The organism is Cupriavidus sp. GA3-3 (genome assembly GCF_000389805.1).
Classification (GTDB): domain Bacteria; phylum Pseudomonadota; class Gammaproteobacteria; order Burkholderiales; family Burkholderiaceae; genus Cupriavidus; species Cupriavidus necator_D.
Genome location: NZ_KB944467.1, coordinates 86,912 through 103,918, shown reverse-complemented (window position 1 = coordinate 103,918; position 17,007 = coordinate 86,912). Strand labels below are relative to the sequence as shown.

Genomic DNA, 17,007 nt, shown 5'->3' with positions numbered 1-17,007 from the left:
CGGCCGTGATCAGGCGCCGCCGAACATCTCCAGGATCTTCTTCTTCTCGGTCTCGGTGTCGGCCGGCGCGTTGGTCGACTCCTCCGGCTTGCCCGGCCACGGATCGCCCAGGCCCACCGAAGCCACCCCGGCGCCGCCGGCGTTCTCTTCGAAGGTCCAGTCGCCGCCCACCATCAGCACGCCTTCCGGCGCCGGGCGCTCGGGCGACTCCGGCACGCCCTTGAGCGCCTTGCTCATGTAGCCGACCCAGATCGGCAGCGCCAGGCCGCCACCGGTTTCGCGCACGCCCAGGCTCTTGGGCTGGTCGTATCCCATCCAGGCGATCGCCACCAGGTTGGGCGTGTAGCCGGCGAACCAGGCATCGACCGCGTCGTTGGTGGTGCCGGTCTTGCCCGCCAGGTCGTTGCGGCCCAGGCGCTGCTTGGCGCTGTTGGCGGTGCCTATGCGCACCACGTCGCGGAGCATGGTGTCGGCGAGAAAGGCGGTGCGTGCATCAAGCACGCGCACGGCGTCGGTGCCGGCGCGTTGCGGCTGGGTTTCGGAGATCACGTTGCCGCGCGCGTCCACCACCTTCTGGATCAGGTACGGGTTGACGCGGTAGCCGCCGTTGGCGAACACCGAGTACGCGCCCGCCATCTGCAGCGGCGTCACGGCGCCCGAGCCCAGCGCCATCGGCAGGTAGGCCGGGTGCTTGTCGGCCTCGAAGCCGAAGCGCGTGATGTAGTCCTGCGCGTACTGCGTGCCGATCGCGCGCAGGATCCGCACCGAGACCAGGTTCTTGGACTTGGCCAGCGCGCGGCGCATGGTCATCGGGCCCTCGAAGCGACCGTCATAGTTCTTCGGTTCCCACACCTGGCCGCCGGTATCGGGGCCGATCGTCAGCGGTGCGTCGTTGATCACCGTGGCTGGCGAGAAGCCCTTTTCCAGCGCGGCCGAGTAGATGAACGGCTTGAAGCTGGAACCCGGCTGGCGCCAGGCCTGGGTCACGTGGTTGAACTTGTTGCGGTTGAAGTCGAAGCCGCCCACCATCGAACGGATCTCGCCGTCCTGCGGGTTGATCGACACGAACGCCGCGGCCACTTCCGGCAGCTGGGTCACCGACCAGTTGCCTTTCTCGTCCTGGGTCACGCGGATGACCGCGCCGGGGCGCATCTTCATCTTGGGTTGCGCGTTGGACGACAGCGACGGCGCGATAAAGCGCAGCGCCGAGCCCTCGATGGTTGCCACTTCGCCCGACAGCAGCGTCGCCTTCACCTGCCTGGCCGACACGCTGGTGACCACGGCCGAGCGCAGGTCGCCGCTGCCCGGGTGCTCGACCAGCGCATCGTCGATGGCCTGCTCGCGCTCGGCCGGGTCGGAAGGCAGGTCGATAAAGGCCTCGGGGCCGCGGTAGCCGTGCTTGCGCTCGTAGTTCATGATGCCGGAGCGCACCGACTCATAGGCGGCGTCCTGGTCCGGCTTGGTCAGCGTGGTGTAGACCGTCAGGCCGCGCGTGTAGGTTTCTTCGCGGTACTGCGCGTACATCAGCTGGCGCACGATCTCGGCGACGTACTCGGCGTGGGTCGAGAACTCGTTGCCCTCGGTGCGCACCTTCAGCTCGGCATGCACGGCCTGCTCGTACTGGTCGGGCGTGATATAGCCCAGGTCGCGCATGCGCTGCAGGATGTACTCCTGGCGCACCTTGGCGCGGCGCGGGTTGACCACCGGGTTGTACGCCGACGGCGCCTTGGGCAGGCCGGCCAGCATGGCGGCCTCGGCCGGCGTCACGTCGCGCACCGACTTGCCGAAATACACGCGCGCGGCGCTGTCGAAGCCGTAGGCGCGCTGCCCCAGATAGATCTGGTTCATGTACAGCTCGAGGATCTGGTCCTTGTTCAGGTTGGCCTCGATCTTGTACGCCAGCAGCATCTCGTAGATCTTGCGCGTGTAGGTCTTTTCGCTGGACAGGAAGAAGTTGCGCGCCACCTGCATGGTGATGGTGGAGGCGCCCTGCGACAGCCCGCCGCGCAGGTTGGCCAGCCCGGCGCGCAGCACGCCGACGAAGTCGACGCCGCCGTGCTCGTAGAAGCGGTCGTCCTCGATCGCCAGGACCGCCTTTTTCATCACGTCCGGAATCTCGGCGATGGGCACGAAGTTGCGTCGCTCTTCGCCGAATTCGCCGATCAGCACATTGTCCGCGGTATAGATGCGAAGCGGGATCTTGGGCCGGTAGTCGGTGATGGTGTCCAGCGAAGGCAGGTTGGGCGCGGCCACCAGCAGCGCGTAGCCGAGCAGCAGCGCAATCACGACGGCACCGGCGACAACCAGTCCGACCGCCCAGAACATGAGCCGCGTCCAGATCGGACGGCGGGCAGGGTTGGACGGCTTGTGTTGTGCGGTGGCCATAAGGGAAATACCTAGTCAGGGGTGCCCGGGATTATATCTTCCGGCATCGGCCCGCCCGGGCGTACAGTGGTGCGGGCGCCGCTATCGCGCTGTTACAAGATGTAATGTGGCGAATGCGTGCACGCACGGCGCTGTTGCGTGCAGCTAAAGGGGTGCGGGCAGGCGCACAAGCGCCCACGGAAGGGAACCCGACGACCGTGGGGTTTTGGCAACGGATTGGTGAGGGGCTTCTCAAAAAGAACTCGGCGCCAGTTCGGCACATTGCCACCGATGCTGGATTTTGTGAGAATCGACCAACATAAAAGAGCAAACGTTTCATTCAAGAAACAAGGCTCGCCCGATTAGAGCGTTCAAGCCAGGGGCGAGTTCAAAAGTCAGGGGGTCACCTTGCGTCGGGGCATTTTGTCGGGGCTTCTACGCCGGACTACGGTCGGTGTGGATATCGGGTCGTCCAGTGTCAAGGTAGTCGAGCTGTCCGTAGGGGGCAGCAGGCAAGACTATCGGCTGGAAAAATGCGCCAGCGAACTGCTGGACCGCAACGCCGTTGCCGATGGCAACGTCATCAATATCGAGGCCGTCGGGATCGCGCTCAGACGCGCGCTGGGCAAGGCCGGCATCCGTTCGAAGGACGTGGTGCTGGGCGTGCCGTCCATGCTGACGGAGTCACAGACGGTCAGCCTGCCGGACAACCTGTCCGACGACGAGCTGTATTCCCAGGTCGAATCCGAGGCGCACCGGCTCTATCCGCCGTCGCAGGCGGTCAACTTCGACTTCGCCGTGATCGGCCCCAGCGAGACCGAGGGCGGTATCGGGGTGCGCGTCACGGCGGCCAACAGCGACCGCGTGCAGGAGCGCGTGACCGCGGCCGAGATGGCGGGGCTCAAGCCCCAGGTCATGGATGTCGAGGAATACGCGGTGCAGCGCTCGATCGTGCAGATGCTGGGCGTGCCGCACGAGATGCCCGAGGCCGATGCGCGCGCGCTGCCGGTGGTGGCGGTGATCCATCTGGGCGGCAGCCGTTCCAAGGCGATCTTCTACCAGGGCTGGAAGGAACTCTACGAGCAGCCGCTGAACAGCTACGGCGACCAGCTCACGCAGAGTGCGGCGCGCATGTTCACCCTCGACGCGCTCAAGGCCGAGATCAAGAAGCGCAAGAACACGCTGCCTGAAGCCTGGCGCGCGCAGCTGCTCAAGCCGTCGCTGGATGCACTGGCGATGGAAGTGCAGTCCGCGGTCGGCAACTTCATCGCCAGTTCCAGCCTGGGCCGGGTCGACGAGATCCTGCTCTCGGGCGGACATGCGTCGCTGCTCGGCGTGCAATCGGCAATCCAGCACCAGACCAAGATCACCACCACGCTGGCGAACCCGTTCGCCAACATGGCGACCAACGCCAAGGTCAACGAACGCTACCTGCAGCGCGACTTGCCGGCGTACATCGTCAGTGCCGGCCTGGCCTTGCGCGGCCTGCAATAACGCACCGGAGGCATCAGATGTCTACGAACACACTGCCTTCGGTCAACCTGCTGCCTTACCACGAAGCCCGCAAGGCAGCACGCCGCAAGAAGGTCTATACGATGCTGGCCGGTGCCGCGGTGGCTGGCGCTGCCGTGGTGCTGCTGGGCGGCTTCTATATCGACGGGCGCATCGCTTCGGTGGTCGCGCTCAACCAGGTATTGAGCACTGAGAACGCCAGGCTGGACGGGCAGATCCGCGAGGTCAACAGCCTGAAGAAGGACATCGACGCGCTGCTGCAGCGCCAGAAGGCGGTTGAAAGCCTGCAGACCGAGCGCAACCGCCCGGTGCAGCTGCTTGAGGAACTGGTGCGGCAGGTGCCGGAGGGCGTCTACCTGACCAGCCTGAAGCAGACCGGCGAGGCCTTCACCATCGCGGGCGTGGCGCAGTCCAACGAGCGCATTTCCGAGCTGCTGCGCAACCTGAGCGGGGTGGCCTGGCTGGACAAGGCCGAACTGGTCGAATCCAAGGCCGTCACCATGACCAACAACCTGCGCGAGCAGCGCCGCTTGTTCGACTTCTCGATGCGCTTCGCGTACCGCGCGCCGGAAGCGGCGGCCGACGGCAAGAAGACCGTGCCGGGCGCCTCCGCACCCGCAGCCGCCCCAGTTCCCGCACCCGCAGCCGGAAAGGCCTGACCATGGCGCTCAATACTGAAATCAACCTGGCCGACCTGACCGGCCAGTTCCGCGGGCTCAACCTGAGCGAACCGGAGACGTGGCCGGCCGCGCCGCGTGTGCTGTTCGCGGTGCTGGCCGCGGCCGTGGTGCTGGTGCTGGGCTGGCAGTTCTACTGGAGCGCCAGGTTCGACGAACTCGACCGCCAGCGCCAGGAGCAGGAAAGCCTGAAGCAGGCGTACCAGTCCAAGGTGGCGCAGGTGGCCAACCTGGACGCACTGCGCGAGCAGAAGAAGCAGGTGGAGCAGCGCGTGGCGCTGCTGGAGCGGCAGCTGCCCAACAAGGCCGAGATGGATGCACTGCTGGCCGACGTCAATCACGCCGGTGTCGCACGGGGGCTGCAGTTCGAGCTGTTCAAGCCGCAGGGGGCGGTGATCAAGCCCTATTTCGCCGAGATCCCGGTGAACCTGCGCGTGACCGGGCGCTACCACGAGGTGGCGCAGTTCAATGCCGACGTGGCGGCCCTGTCGCGGATCGTGTCGATGCAGAACCTGCAGCTGGCCAATACCAAGGAAGGCGGGATGTCGATGGAGGCGGTGGCGATGGCCTACCGCGCGCTCGACCCGGACGAGCAGGCCGCGCAGCGCAAGGCCGCGGCAGCCGCTGCGGCAGCCAAGGCAGGAGGTGCCAAATGAGCCGCACCGCCCGTACCCGCAGCCTCTCCTGGACCACGGCGGCGCCACGCACGTTCGCGGCGGCGGCGCTGGCTGTCGGCCTGCTGGGCGCCTGCGGCGCCAGCGATGAAGACGCCTTGCGCCAGTGGATGGATGCCACCCGCAGCGCGCGCGCCAAGCCGCCCGAGCCGCTGCCCGACGCCCGGCCCTATGTGCCGCGCGAGTACGCCGCAGCCAAGGCGCCCGAGCCGTTCGCGCAGGCCAAGATCGGCGAGCTGAACAAGACGCTCGCGGATTCGCCCGAAGCCGGGCGGCGCCGCGAGCCGCTGGAGGACTACCCGCTCGAGAACTTCAAGATGCTCGGGATGATGAAGAAGCACGGGGAGACCTTCGGCATCGTGCGGGTTGATAACAAGATCCACCATATCAAGGTGGGTCAGTATCTCGGCCAGAGCTATGGCCGGGTGGTCCGCATCACCGATCAGGAGATCGTGCTGCGCGAATTGGTCCGGGAGGGGGTATCAGAGTGGAAAGAGAAAATGACCAGCCTGAAGCTGGAGGTGGCGGCATGACCCTCGCGCGCTGGTACCGTGCGCTCGCGGGCGCCGCAAGAATGGCGATGGCGCTGTTGCTGGTGATTGCCGCACCGGCCGCGCTGGCACAAAGCAACCGCATCAAGTCGGTTGACGTCAGCATGGTCGGGGAGCAGACCGTGTTCACGATCGAGCTCGAACGGCCGCTGGCGCAGAAGCCGGCGGACTTCACCACGCAGAACCCGGCACGGCTCGCGATCGATTTCTTCGATACCGGCTTTGCCAACCGGCGCGCGCAGTACGACTACGGCGGCAAGCTGGTCAAGTCAGCCAACGTGGTGCAGATCGGCGACCGTACCCGCGTGATCCTCGACCTCACGCGCAACGCCACCTATCGCACCGACCAGCGCGGCAACTACTTCGTGGTGGCGCTGGATAACGTGGCGCCGGCGCTCAAGAACGCTGCGCCCACGTTTGCGCCGGCTGCGACGCCTGCGGCCGCGGCGGCGCGGCCGTCGGTGCGCAATGTCGACTTCCGCCGCGGTGCCGATGGCGCCGGGCGCGTGGTGGTGGACCTGTCCTCGCGCGACTCGGGCATCAACATCGCGCAGCAGGGCAAGAATATCGTGGTCGATTTCCTCGGCACCACGCTGCCTGACAACCTGCGGCGGCGTTTCGACGTCAGCGATTTCGGCACGCCGGTGCAGGGCATGCACGCCTCGGACACCAACGGCAACGCGCGCCTGACGATCGAGCCGCGCGGCAACTGGGAATACAGCTCGTACCAGACCGATACCCAGTTCGTGGTCGAGGTGCGCCCGGTCAAGGAAGACCCGACCAAGCTGATCAGTGGCCCGGGCTACCGCGGCGAGCGCCTGTCGCTGAACTTCCAGAACATCGACATCCGCTCGCTGCTGCAGGTGTTTGCCGATTTCACCAACCTGAACATCATCACCAGCGAAAGCGTGCAGGGCAACCTGACGCTGCGCCTGAAGGATGTGCCGTGGGACCAGGCGCTGCAGATCGTGATGGATGCCAAGGGCCTGGCCTCGCGCCGCAACGGCAATGTGCTGTGGGTGGCGCCCAAGGCGGAGCTGCAGACCAAGGAGAAGCTGGAGCTGGAGTCGCAGCAGCAGATCAATGACCTGGAGCCGATCCGCAGCCAGGTGTTCCAGCTCAACTACCAGCGTGCCGAAGACGTGCGCAAGATGCTGCTCGGCATGGGGGCGGGCGGCGGTGCCGTGGCCGCCGTCAGTACCGCCGGGTCGGCGGGCGCCAGCGCGCGCATGCTGTCCAGGCGCGGTTCGCTGACGGCCGATGCGCGCACCAACCAGCTCTTCGTCTCGGATATCGCCAGCAAGTTGGAAGAGGTGCAGAACTTCATCGGCAAGATCGACATCCCGGTGCGCCAGGTGATCATCGAGGCGCGCATCGTCGAGGCCACCGACTCGTTCAGCCGCAACCTGGGTGTGAAGCTGGGCTTTGCCGGGCAGTACAACAACGCCCGCGTCGGCAACACGTACAACAACGTGCTGCCCGGGGCGACCTCCGACAACGGCCCGTTCCTGAGCCTGCCTGCCGGCGCCATCAACGGCACCAACCCGGCCAATATCGCGGTCAGCCTGTTCAACAGCGCCGCCACCAAATTCCTGGCACTGGAGTTGTCGGCGCTGGAAGCGGATGGCAAGGGCAAGATCATCTCCAGCCCGCGCGTGGTCACGGCCAACAACATCAAGGCGCTGATCGAGCAGGGTACCGAGCTGCCATACCAGGCGGCGACCTCCAGCGGTGCGACCTCGGTGCAGTTCCGCAAGGCCAACCTGAAGCTGGAAGTGACGCCGCAGATCACGCCCGAAGGCAATGTGCTGCTCGATGTGGACGTGAACAAGGACAGCGTCGGCATCCAGACCACTTCCGGCTTTGCCATCGACACCAAGCACGTGCAGACCCAGGTGCTGGTGGAGAACGGCGGCACGGTGGTGATCGGCGGCATCTACACCCAGACCGAGTCCAACGAAACCGACAAGGTGCCGCTGCTGGGTGATATCCCGGTGCTGGGCTACCTGTTCAAGAACAACGCCAAGGTGCGCAACCGCACCGAGCTGCTGGTGTTCCTGACCCCGCGCATCCTGAACGAGAGCGTGTCGCTCCGGTAGGGACATGGCGTCCGGAGGACGCCGGATACAGTAGACTGGCAGGCCGCATCGAGGGATGCGGCCTTTTTTTGCGCGCCGCGGGGGGCGGAGACGGCCCGGGACGGGCCAGCCATGTGGGCCATGCCGCATTCGCCACTTGCCGGCCGCGCCACAACATAAGAAGATGATGCAGTTCCCAACCGGGGAGGACGGCCCGCATGCCGCGCTCCCGAACGACAGTCCAGTGACAGCCTCAGCGACAGGCCCGGCGGCACAGCGCCAGGCCCAGGATCGGCGCGATGCCGATCGATCTGACTCCGAGCGACCGGAATCCGATCGACCCAACCTCTTTTTCGTCGGCCTGATGGGCGCCGGCAAGACCACCGTGGGCCGCACGGTGGCGCGGCGCCTGCACTATCCGTTTTTCGATTCCGACCATGAGCTGGAGGCCCACTGCGGCGTGCGCATCCCGGTGATCTTCGAGGTCGAGGGCGAAGCCGGCTTCCGCGACCGCGAGGCCGCGATGATCCGCGAGCTGGCCGCGCGCCAGGGCATTGTGCTGGCCACCGGCGGCGGCGCCGTGCTGCGCGCCGAGAACCGCGAGGTGCTGAAGGCCCGCGGCACGGTCGTGTACCTGCGCGCCAGCCCGCACGACCTGTGGCTGCGCACCCGCCACGACCGCAACCGGCCGCTGCTGCAGACCGAGGACCCCAAGGGCAAGCTCGAGGCGCTCTATGCCGAGCGCGACCCGCTCTACCGCGAGGTTGCCGACTTCATCATCGAAACCGGCAAGCCCTCGGTGGCGCAGCTTGCTAATATGGTGTTGATGCAACTTGAAATGGCCGGTTTCCCGATCGATCCCCCGCAGCCGGCCTCCGTGCCGCCGGAAGCGTCGGAGCCGCCGGCGCAGGACCCCAATCCATGATTACGCTTGAAGTCGACCTGGGCGAGCGCAGCTACCCCATCCATATCGGCACCGGCCTGCTGGACAACGCCGAACTGCTGCGCCCGCATGTACGCGGCCAGCACGCCGTCATCGTCACCAATGAAACCGTCGGCCCGCTCTACGCGGCGCGGGTGGAGGCGGCCCTGGCCGCGCTCGGCAAGACCGTGCGCACCGTCACGCTGCCCGACGGCGAAGCCTTCAAGCACTGGGAAACGCTGAACCGGATCTTCGACGCGCTGCTGCAGGCCGGCGCCGACCGCAAGACCACGCTGGTCGCGCTGGGCGGCGGCGTGGTGGGCGACATGACCGGGTTTGCCGCGGCCTGCTACATGCGCGGCGTGCCCTTTATCCAGATGCCGACCACGCTGCTGGCGCAGGTGGATTCGTCGGTGGGCGGCAAGACCGGCATCAACCACCCGCTCGGCAAGAACATGATCGGCGCGTTCCACCAGCCCAACGCGGTGATCGCCGACATCGACACGCTGCGCACGCTGCCCGCGCGCGAGCTGGCCGCCGGCATGGCCGAGGTCATCAAGCACGGCGCCATCGCCGATGCCGAGTACTTCGGCTGGATCGAGCGCAACATCAAGCCGCTGAATGCCTGCGACCCCGACCTGATGGCGCTCGCCGTGCAGCGCTCCTGCGAGATCAAGGCCGGCGTGGTGGCCCAGGACGAGCGCGAGGGCGGCCTGCGCGCCATTCTCAATTTCGGCCACACCTTCGGCCATGCGATCGAGGCCGGCATGGGCTACGGCGCCTGGCTGCACGGCGAGGCCGTCGGCTGCGGCATGGTGATGGCCGCGGACCTGTCGCACCGGCTGGGCTTTATCGACACCGAGACCCGCGCCCGCATCCGCGAGCTGACGCAGGCCGCCAACCTGCCCGTGGTGGCGCCGGAACTCGGTGCCGACCGCTATATCGAACTGATGAAGGTCGACAAGAAGGCCGAGGCGGGCAGCATCAAGTTCATCCTGCTGAAGCAGCTCGGCGAAGCGTTCATCACCACTGTGCCGGACGCTGACCTGCGCGCCACGCTCGCGCACGCCGTGCTCAAACCACCCACCGAGGCCCCGGTCGCCTGACCGATCGGTTATGCCTCGCCACCCCGCCCCAGCCACCGGACGCGCCGCATGACCGACTTTGAAAGCCATCTCGCCCCTTACGCCGCCCGCTCTGCGCAGACGCGCGGGCGGGTGCATGCAGAACCCGCATCGCTGTCGCGCAGCGAATTCCAGCGCGACCGCGACCGGGTCATCCACAGCACGGCGTTCCGGCGGCTCGAGTACAAGACCCAGGTCTTCGTCAACCATGAAGGGGACCTGTTCCGCACCCGGCTGACCCACAGCCTGGAGGTGGCGCAGATCGCCCGCTCGATCGCGCGCAACCTGCGCCTCAATGAAGACCTGGTCGAGGCGATCTCGCTGGCGCACGACCTGGGGCACACCCCCTTTGGCCACGCCGGGCAGGATGCGCTCAATACCTGCATGAAGAACCACGGCGGCTTCGAGCACAACCTGCAGAGCCTGCTGGTGGTGGACGAGCTGGAAGAGCGCTACGGCGGCTTCAACGGGCTGAACCTGACCTTCGAGACGCGCGAGGGCATCCTCAAGCATTGCTCGCGGGTCAATGCCTCGGCGCTGGGCGAGCTGGGCCGGCGCTTCCTGGAGGGCACGCAGCCGTCGCTGGAGGCGCAGCTGGCCAACCTGGCCGACGAGATCGCCTACAACAATCACGATATCGACGACGGCCTGCGCTCGGGGCTGCTGACGCTGGAGCAGCTCGACGAGGTGCCGATGTGGGCCCGCCACCGCGCCGAGGTGGCCGAGGTCTTCCCTGGCGTCAACGGCCGACGCGCGATCAACGAGACGGTTCGGCGCATGATCAATACGCTGATCGTCGACCTGATCGAGACCACCAGCAGCAATATCGCCGCGGCCAATCCGCGCAATATCGACGCGGTGCGCGCCGCCGGCCCGCTGGTCGGCTTCAGCCCGCAGATGCATGAAGAAGCGGCCGAACTCAAGCGCTTCCTGTTCCGGCACCTGTACCGGCACTACCTGGTGATGCGCATGTCGGCCAAGGCGCAGCGCATTGTCGGCGACCTGTTCCAGGCCTTTATGTCCGATCCGCGCCTGCTGCCGCCGCAGTACCAGGCCAGCCATGGCGGCGACCAGTCGCGTCTGATTGCCCACTACATCGCGGGCATGACCGACCGCTACGCGATCCGCGAGCACCGCCGCATCTTCGCGGTCAGCGAAGGCAACTGACGACCGCGTTCCGGCTGGCCCTCCAATCGGCGCGCCAGCCTGCCGCATAAGTGGGGACGGATCAGGCTATGATGCGGGCATCAATGCTCGCATGACCTGTCATGGCACGCCTTCCCCGCTTTTCCCCCGCCGGTCTGCCCGCTCTGGTGTTGCAGCGCGGCAACAACCGCCAGCCCGTATTCCTGGGGCCGGACGACTACCTGCACTACCTCGACTGCCTGCGCATGGCCGCGCGCGAGCATGACCTTGCCGTCCACGCCTACGTGCTGCGGCCTAACCACGTGCACCTGGTGGCCACACCCAAGGAGGCAGACTCGCTGAGCCTGACCATGCAGGCGGTGGGGCGGCGCTATGCGCGCTACTTCAACCGGGTGGCCAGCCGCACCGGCACGCTGTGGGAAGGGCGCTTCCGTTCCGCGGTGTTCGATCCGGCCCGGTGGATGCTGCCGGCGATGCTCTATGTCGAGGGCAACGCGCTGCGCGCGGGCGAGGTCAGCGCCCCCGAGGGTGACCGCTGGAGCAGCTACCACCATCACGCCGGTATCGAGGCCAGCCCGTTTGTGAGCGACCACTCCGCGTACTGGGAGCTGGGCAATACGCCGTTCGAGCGCCAGTCGAACTACCGGATGCTGACCGCCGAGGGCCTGGCGGGCAAGACCCTGGAAACCCTGCGCGCCCATGCCCACAGCGGCTGGCCGCTTGGCGACGAAGCGTTCCTGGCCCAATTGGAGCGGCACGCAACCCGGCGCGTGCAACCGCTGCCGAAAGGGCGCCCCAAAAAGGTGCAAACGGCACCGGTGAATGCGTCAGAGCCGTCGCATAATTAATGTGTCCCCATTTAAATGGATCACCGAAACGGTGCGCAACTTAATATGATCTGACCCCATTTAAAAATTTTGCGAGGCGAACGCGATTCCCATATAGTTGCTCCACCCACAGTCATTGTGCGGCGCGTCACGCTCGTGTACGCCGCTGCGGCCCGCTGACAGCTTCGTCCCCATTTTCCGTCCCGCCGGTTTCCGGTTTGGGTGGAGGAATAAAGAAAACGAGAAAGCGCGCGGTCCCCGTTCCGGTACGCCCAGCCAGTTCGCGCAGCCTTCACCGGAATTCAGCCCGTGGACCAAACGAAAAATCTTTCGGCCCAAGCTCAGGCACAATCGCAGACCAGCGAGTCTTCCCACGCCATTGACCTGCGCCCGCAAGCGCAGGGCATGTACGATCCCAGCAACGAGCATGACGCCTGCGGCGTCGGCATGGTCGCGCATATCAAGGGCAAGAAGTCCCACGAGATCATCTCGCAGGGCCTGAAGATCCTGGAGAACCTGGACCACCGGGGTGCGGTCGGCGCCGATGCGCTGATGGGCGACGGTGCCGGCATCCTGATCCAGATCCCGGACCAGTTCTACCGCGAGGAAATGGCCGCGCAGGGCGTGAGCCTGCCGCCCGCCGGCGAATACGGCGTGGGCATGATCTTCCTGCCGAAGGAACACGCCTCGCGCCTGGCCTGCGAGCAGGAACTGGAGCGCACGGTCCGCCTGGAAGGCCAGGTCGTGCTGGGCTGGCGCGACGTGCCGGTCGACGCCAAGATGCCGATGTCGCCGACGGTGCGCACCACCGAGCCGGTGATCCGCCAGATCTTCATCGGGCGCGGCCGCGACATCATGACCACGGACGCGCTGGAACGTAAGCTCTACGTCATCCGCAAGACCGCCAGCCATGCCATCCAGGCGCTCAAGCTCAAGCACGGCAAGGAATACTTCGTGCCGTCAATGTCGGCCCGTACCGTGGTGTACAAGGGCCTGCTGCTGGCCAACCAGGTTGGCGAGTACTACCTGGACCTGCTGGACCAGCGCGCCGTCTCGGCCCTGGCCCTGGTGCACCAGCGCTTCTCGACCAACACCTTCCCGGCCTGGGAACTGGCCCACCCGTACCGCATGGTCGCCCACAACGGCGAAATCAACACGGTCAAGGGCAATGTCAACTGGATCAACGCGCGCACCGGCGCGATCTCGTCGCCGGTGCTGGGCGACGACCTGCCCAAGCTGTGGCCGCTGATCTACCCGGGCCAGTCCGACACCGCATCGTTCGACAACTGCCTCGAACTGCTGACGATGGCCGGCTACCCGCTCGTCCACGCGATGATGATGATGATCCCGGAAGCCTGGGAACAGCACACGCTGATGGACGACAACCGCCGCGCCTTCTACGAGTACCACGCCGCCATGATGGAGCCGTGGGACGGCCCGGCCGCGATCTGCTTCACCGATGGCCGCCAGATCGGCGCCACGCTGGACCGCAACGGCCTGCGCCCGGCACGTTTCTACGTGACCGAGGACGACATCGTGGTGCTGGCTTCGGAAGCCGGCGTGCTGCCGTTCCCCGAGTCGCGCATCGTTGAGAAGTGGCGCCTGCAGCCGGGCAAGATGTTCCTGATCGACATGGAACAGGGCCGCATCATCGACGACAAGGAACTCAAGGACAACCTGGCCAACGCCAAGCCGTACAAGAGCTGGATCGACGCCGTGCGCATCAAGCTCGACGAACTCGACGCCAAGCCTGAAGACGTTGCCGCCGAGAAGAAGCCCGTGGCCAAGCTGCTGGACCGCCAGCAGGCCTTTGGCTACACCCAGGAAGACGTCAAGTTCCTGATGGCGCCGATGGCGCTGGCCGGCGAGGAAGCCACCGGCTCGATGGGCAACGATTCGCCGCTGGCCATCCTGTCGTCCAAGAACAAGACGCTGTACCACTACTTCAAGCAGCTGTTCGCCCAGGTCACCAACCCGCCGATCGACCCGATCCGCGAGAACATGGTGATGTCGCTGGTGTCGTTCATCGGCCCGAAGCCGAACCTGCTCGAGCTGAACAACATCAACCCGCCGATGCGCCTCGAAGTGTCCCAGCCGGTGCTGGACTTCAAGGACATCGCCAAGATCCGCAATATCGAGCACTACACCGGCGGCAAGTTCCGTTCGTACGAGCTGAACATCTGCTACCCGAAGGCCTGGGGCAAGGAGGGCATCGAAGCGCGCCTGGCCTCGCTGTGCGCCGAAGCCGTGGATGCGGTGCGTTCGGGCTTCAACATCCTGATCGTGTCGGACCGCCGCGTGGATGCCGAGCATGTTGCGATTCCCGCGCTGCTGGCCACGTCCGCCATCCACCACCACCTGGTGGAGAAGGGCCTGCGCACGTCCACCGGCCTGGTGGTCGAGACCGGCACCGCCCGTGAAGTGCACCACTTCGCGCTGCTGGCCGGCTATGGCGCCGAAGCCGTGCATCCGTACCTGGCGATGGAAACGCTGGCCGAAATGGCCCAGGGCCTGTCCGGCGACCTGTCGCCCGAGAAGGCGGTCAAGAACTTCGTCAAGGCGATCGGCAAGGGCCTGTTCAAGGTGATGTCCAAGATGGGCATCTCCACCTACATGTCGTACACCGGCGCGCAGATCTTCGAAGCCATCGGCCTGTCGCGCGAACTGGTGCAGAAGTACTTCCATGGCACCCCGTCGAATGTCGAGGGCATCGGCATCTTCGAAGTGGCCGAGGAAGCCCTGCGCCTGCACCGCGACGCCTTTGGCGACAACCCGGTGCTGGAAAGCATGCTGGACGCCGGCGGCGAATACGCCTTCCGCATCCGCGGTGAAGAGCATATGTGGACCCCGGACTCGGTCGCCAAGCTGCAGCACTCGGTGCGCGCCGACGACGGCAAGGGCGCCTACCAGACGTACAAGGAATACGCCAACATCATCAACGACCAGAGCAAGCGCCACATGACGCTGCGTGGCCTGTTCGAGTTCAAGGTCGATCCGGCCAAGGCGATTCCGCTGGAAGAGGTGGAGTCGGCCAAGGAGATCGTCAAGCGCTTCGCCACCGGTGCGATGTCGCTCGGCTCGATCTCGACCGAAGCCCACACCACGCTGGCGCTGGCGATGAACCGCATCGGCGGCAAATCCAACACCGGCGAAGGCGGCGAGGACGAGAAGCGCTACCGCAACGAGCTGCGCGGCATTCCCATCAAGCAGGGCGATACCCTCAAGGGCCTGCTGGGCGACAACGTGATCGAACGCGACCTGGAACTGCAGGAAGGCGATTCGCTGCGCTCGAAGATCAAGCAGGTGGCGTCGGGCCGTTTCGGCGTGACCGCCGAATACCTGGCTTCGGCCGACCAGATCCAGATCAAGATGGCGCAGGGTGCCAAGCCCGGCGAAGGCGGCCAGCTGCCCGGCCACAAGGTCTCGGACTACATCGGCAAGCTGCGTTACTCGGTGCCGGGCGTGGGCCTGATCTCGCCGCCCCCGCACCATGACATCTATTCGATCGAGGATCTGGCACAGCTGATCCACGACCTGAAGAACGTCAACCCGGTGTCGGACATCTCGGTCAAGCTGGTGTCCGAAGTCGGCGTCGGCACGGTGGCCGCGGGCGTGGCCAAGGCCAAGGCCGACCACGTCGTGATCGCCGGCCATGATGGCGGCACCGGCGCTTCGCCGTGGTCGTCGATCAAGCATGCCGGCACGCCGTGGGAGCTGGGCCTGGCCGAAACGCAGCAGACGCTGCTGCTCAACGGCCTGCGCAACCGCATCCGCGTGCAGGCCGACGGCCAGATGAAGACCGGCCGCGACGTCGTCATCGGCGCGCTGCTGGGCGCCGATGAATTCGGCTTCGCCACCGCGCCGCTGGTTGCGGAAGGCTGCATCATGATGCGCAAGTGCCACCTGAACACCTGCCCGGTGGGCGTGGCCACGCAGGATCCGCAGCTGCGCAGGAAGTTCCAGGGCAAGCCTGAGCACGTGGTCAACTTCTTCTTCTTCGTTGCGGAAGAAGCCCGCGAAATCATGGCCCAGCTGGGCATCCGCAAGTTCGACGAGCTGATCGGCCGCGCCGACCTGCTCGACACCAAGCCCGGCATCGAGCACTGGAAGGCGCGCGGCCTGGACTTCGGCCGCATCTTCCACCAGGTCTCGCTGGGCGCGGACGTGCCGCTGTACCACACCGACGTGCAGGACCACGGCCTGTCGGCCGAGGCCGGCAAGGCGCTGGACCACGTGCTGATCGCCAAGGCCCGACCGGCGATCGAGAAGGGCGAGCGGGTCTCGTTCATCCAGCCGGTGAAGAACGTCAACCGTACCGTCGGCGCGATGCTGTCGGGCGTGGTGGCGCGCCAGCATGGCCACGAAGGCCTGCCTGACGATACCATCCACATCCAGCTGCAAGGCACCGCCGGCCAGTCGTTCGGCGCGTTCCTGGCGCACGGCATCACGCTGGACCTGGTGGGCGACGGCAACGACTATGTCGGCAAGGGCCTGTCGGGCGGCCGCGTGATCGTGCGCGCTCCGCATGAGTTCCGCGGCGACCCGACCCGCAACATCATCGTCGGCAACACCGTGCTGTACGGTGCTATCGCCGGGGAAGCGTTCTTCAACGGCGTGGCCGGCGAGCGCTTCGCGGTGCGCAACTCGGGTGCGGTGGCAGTGGTGGAAGGCACCGGCGACCACGGTTGCGAGTACATGACCGGTGGCACGGTGGTGGTGCTGGGCGGCACCGGACGCAACTTCGCGGCCGGCATGTCGGGCGGCGTGGCCTACGTCTACGACGAGGACGGCCTGTTCGACAAGCGCTGCAACACCTCGATGGTGGCGCTGGAAGCAGTGCTGGCTTCGGCCGACCAGGAGAAGGGCCAGCCCGAGGCTTCGTGGCACAAGGTCGACGGCAAGCGCCAGCTGGATGAGGTCATCCTGCGCAACCTGATCGAGCAGCATTTCCGCTACACCGGTTCCGAGCGCGCCAAGGCGCTGCTGGCCGACTGGACCACGGCACGCCGCAAGTTCGTCAAGGTCTTCCCGACCGAGTACAAGCGCGCGCTGGGCGAGATGTACGCCAAGGAACAGGCCGCCCGCGACAGCGACCGCGAAGCCATCGCGGCCTGAGCGAGCGCAACGCAACC

General features: G+C 66.2%; 11 protein-coding genes. 10 read left to right on the top strand and 1 reads right to left on the bottom strand.

The genetic code is table 11. The features are described from left to right. Positions 1 to 9: 9 nt before the first annotated feature. Positions 10 to 2,385 carry a penicillin-binding protein 1A gene (locus C265_RS07625; RefSeq protein WP_010812357.1) on the bottom strand — a complete coding sequence of 792 codons (2,376 nt, stop codon included), beginning with the start codon at positions 2,383 to 2,385 and terminating at the stop codon, positions 10 to 12. Positions 2,386 to 2,787: 402 nt separating this feature from the next. Between C265_RS07625 and pilM the strand changes: the two genes are divergently transcribed. The 10 genes from pilM (at position 2,788) to C265_RS07575 (ending at position 16,990) form a co-directional block, all read left to right on the top strand. After that, positions 2,788 to 3,858 (top strand): type IV pilus assembly protein PilM, encoded by a 1,071-nt coding sequence (gene pilM, locus C265_RS07620; protein ID WP_037023846.1) that lies wholly within the window; start codon positions 2,788 to 2,790, stop codon positions 3,856 to 3,858. A 17-nt stretch (positions 3,859 to 3,875) separates the two neighbouring features. Continuing rightward, positions 3,876 to 4,535: a PilN domain-containing protein gene (locus C265_RS07615; protein WP_010812355.1), complete on the top strand. Its 660-nt coding sequence runs from the start codon at positions 3,876 to 3,878 to the stop codon at positions 4,533 to 4,535. Between the two features lie 2 nt (positions 4,536 to 4,537). Continuing rightward, complete coding sequence (locus C265_RS07610) at positions 4,538 to 5,209, top strand: type 4a pilus biogenesis protein PilO (RefSeq protein ID WP_010812354.1); 672 nt, start codon at positions 4,538 to 4,540, stop codon at positions 5,207 to 5,209. Next, positions 5,206 to 5,760 carry a pilus assembly protein PilP gene (locus C265_RS07605; protein WP_010812353.1) on the top strand — a complete coding sequence of 185 codons (555 nt, stop codon included), beginning with the start codon at positions 5,206 to 5,208 and terminating at the stop codon, positions 5,758 to 5,760. Before C265_RS07610 ends, C265_RS07605 begins: the two co-directional genes overlap by 4 nt. Further along, on the top strand, positions 5,757 to 7,877 hold the full coding sequence (gene pilQ, locus C265_RS07600; RefSeq protein WP_010812352.1) for a type IV pilus secretin PilQ: 2,121 nt from the start codon (positions 5,757 to 5,759) through the stop codon (positions 7,875 to 7,877). Before C265_RS07605 ends, pilQ begins: the two co-directional genes overlap by 4 nt. Before the next feature lie 343 nt (positions 7,878 to 8,220). Next, positions 8,221 to 8,781 (top strand): shikimate kinase, encoded by a 561-nt coding sequence (locus C265_RS07595; RefSeq protein ID WP_010812351.1) that lies wholly within the window; start codon positions 8,221 to 8,223, stop codon positions 8,779 to 8,781. After that, complete coding sequence (gene aroB / locus C265_RS07590; protein ID WP_010812350.1) at positions 8,778 to 9,884, top strand: 3-dehydroquinate synthase; 1,107 nt, start codon at positions 8,778 to 8,780, stop codon at positions 9,882 to 9,884. Before C265_RS07595 ends, aroB begins: the two co-directional genes overlap by 4 nt. Before the next feature lie 48 nt (positions 9,885 to 9,932). After that, positions 9,933 to 11,069, top strand: coding sequence for a deoxyguanosinetriphosphate triphosphohydrolase (locus C265_RS07585; protein WP_010812349.1), 1,137 nt, complete (start codon positions 9,933 to 9,935; stop codon positions 11,067 to 11,069). Between the two features lie 101 nt (positions 11,070 to 11,170). After that, positions 11,171 to 11,896, top strand: coding sequence for a transposase (locus tag C265_RS07580; RefSeq protein ID WP_010812348.1), 726 nt, complete (start codon positions 11,171 to 11,173; stop codon positions 11,894 to 11,896). 288 nt (positions 11,897 to 12,184) lie between these two features. Beyond that, positions 12,185 to 16,990 carry a glutamate synthase-related protein gene (locus C265_RS07575; RefSeq protein ID WP_037023843.1) on the top strand — a complete coding sequence of 1,602 codons (4,806 nt, stop codon included), beginning with the start codon at positions 12,185 to 12,187 and terminating at the stop codon, positions 16,988 to 16,990. The last annotated feature ends 17 nt before the right edge of the window (positions 16,991 to 17,007 follow it).

What these genes read in the sequence shown, in the direction of transcription:
- pilQ (WP_010812352.1), top strand. Translation starts at nt 5,757, where the DNA reads ATGACCCTCGCGCGCTGGTACCGTGCGCTCGCGGGCGCCGCAAGAATG.
- aroB (WP_010812350.1), top strand. Translation starts at nt 8,778, where the DNA reads ATGATTACGCTTGAAGTCGACCTGGGCGAGCGCAGCTACCCCATCCAT.
- C265_RS07585 (WP_010812349.1), top strand. Translation starts at nt 9,933, where the DNA reads ATGACCGACTTTGAAAGCCATCTCGCCCCTTACGCCGCCCGCTCTGCG.
- C265_RS07625 (WP_010812357.1), bottom strand. Translation starts at nt 2,385, where the DNA reads ATGGCCACCGCACAACACAAGCCGTCCAACCCTGCCCGCCGTCCGATC.
- C265_RS07580 (WP_010812348.1), top strand. Translation starts at nt 11,171, where the DNA reads ATGGCACGCCTTCCCCGCTTTTCCCCCGCCGGTCTGCCCGCTCTGGTG.
- C265_RS07615 (WP_010812355.1), top strand. Translation starts at nt 3,876, where the DNA reads ATGTCTACGAACACACTGCCTTCGGTCAACCTGCTGCCTTACCACGAA.
- C265_RS07610 (WP_010812354.1), top strand. Translation starts at nt 4,538, where the DNA reads ATGGCGCTCAATACTGAAATCAACCTGGCCGACCTGACCGGCCAGTTC.
- C265_RS07605 (WP_010812353.1), top strand. Translation starts at nt 5,206, where the DNA reads ATGAGCCGCACCGCCCGTACCCGCAGCCTCTCCTGGACCACGGCGGCG.
- C265_RS07595 (WP_010812351.1), top strand. Translation starts at nt 8,221, where the DNA reads ATGGGCGCCGGCAAGACCACCGTGGGCCGCACGGTGGCGCGGCGCCTG.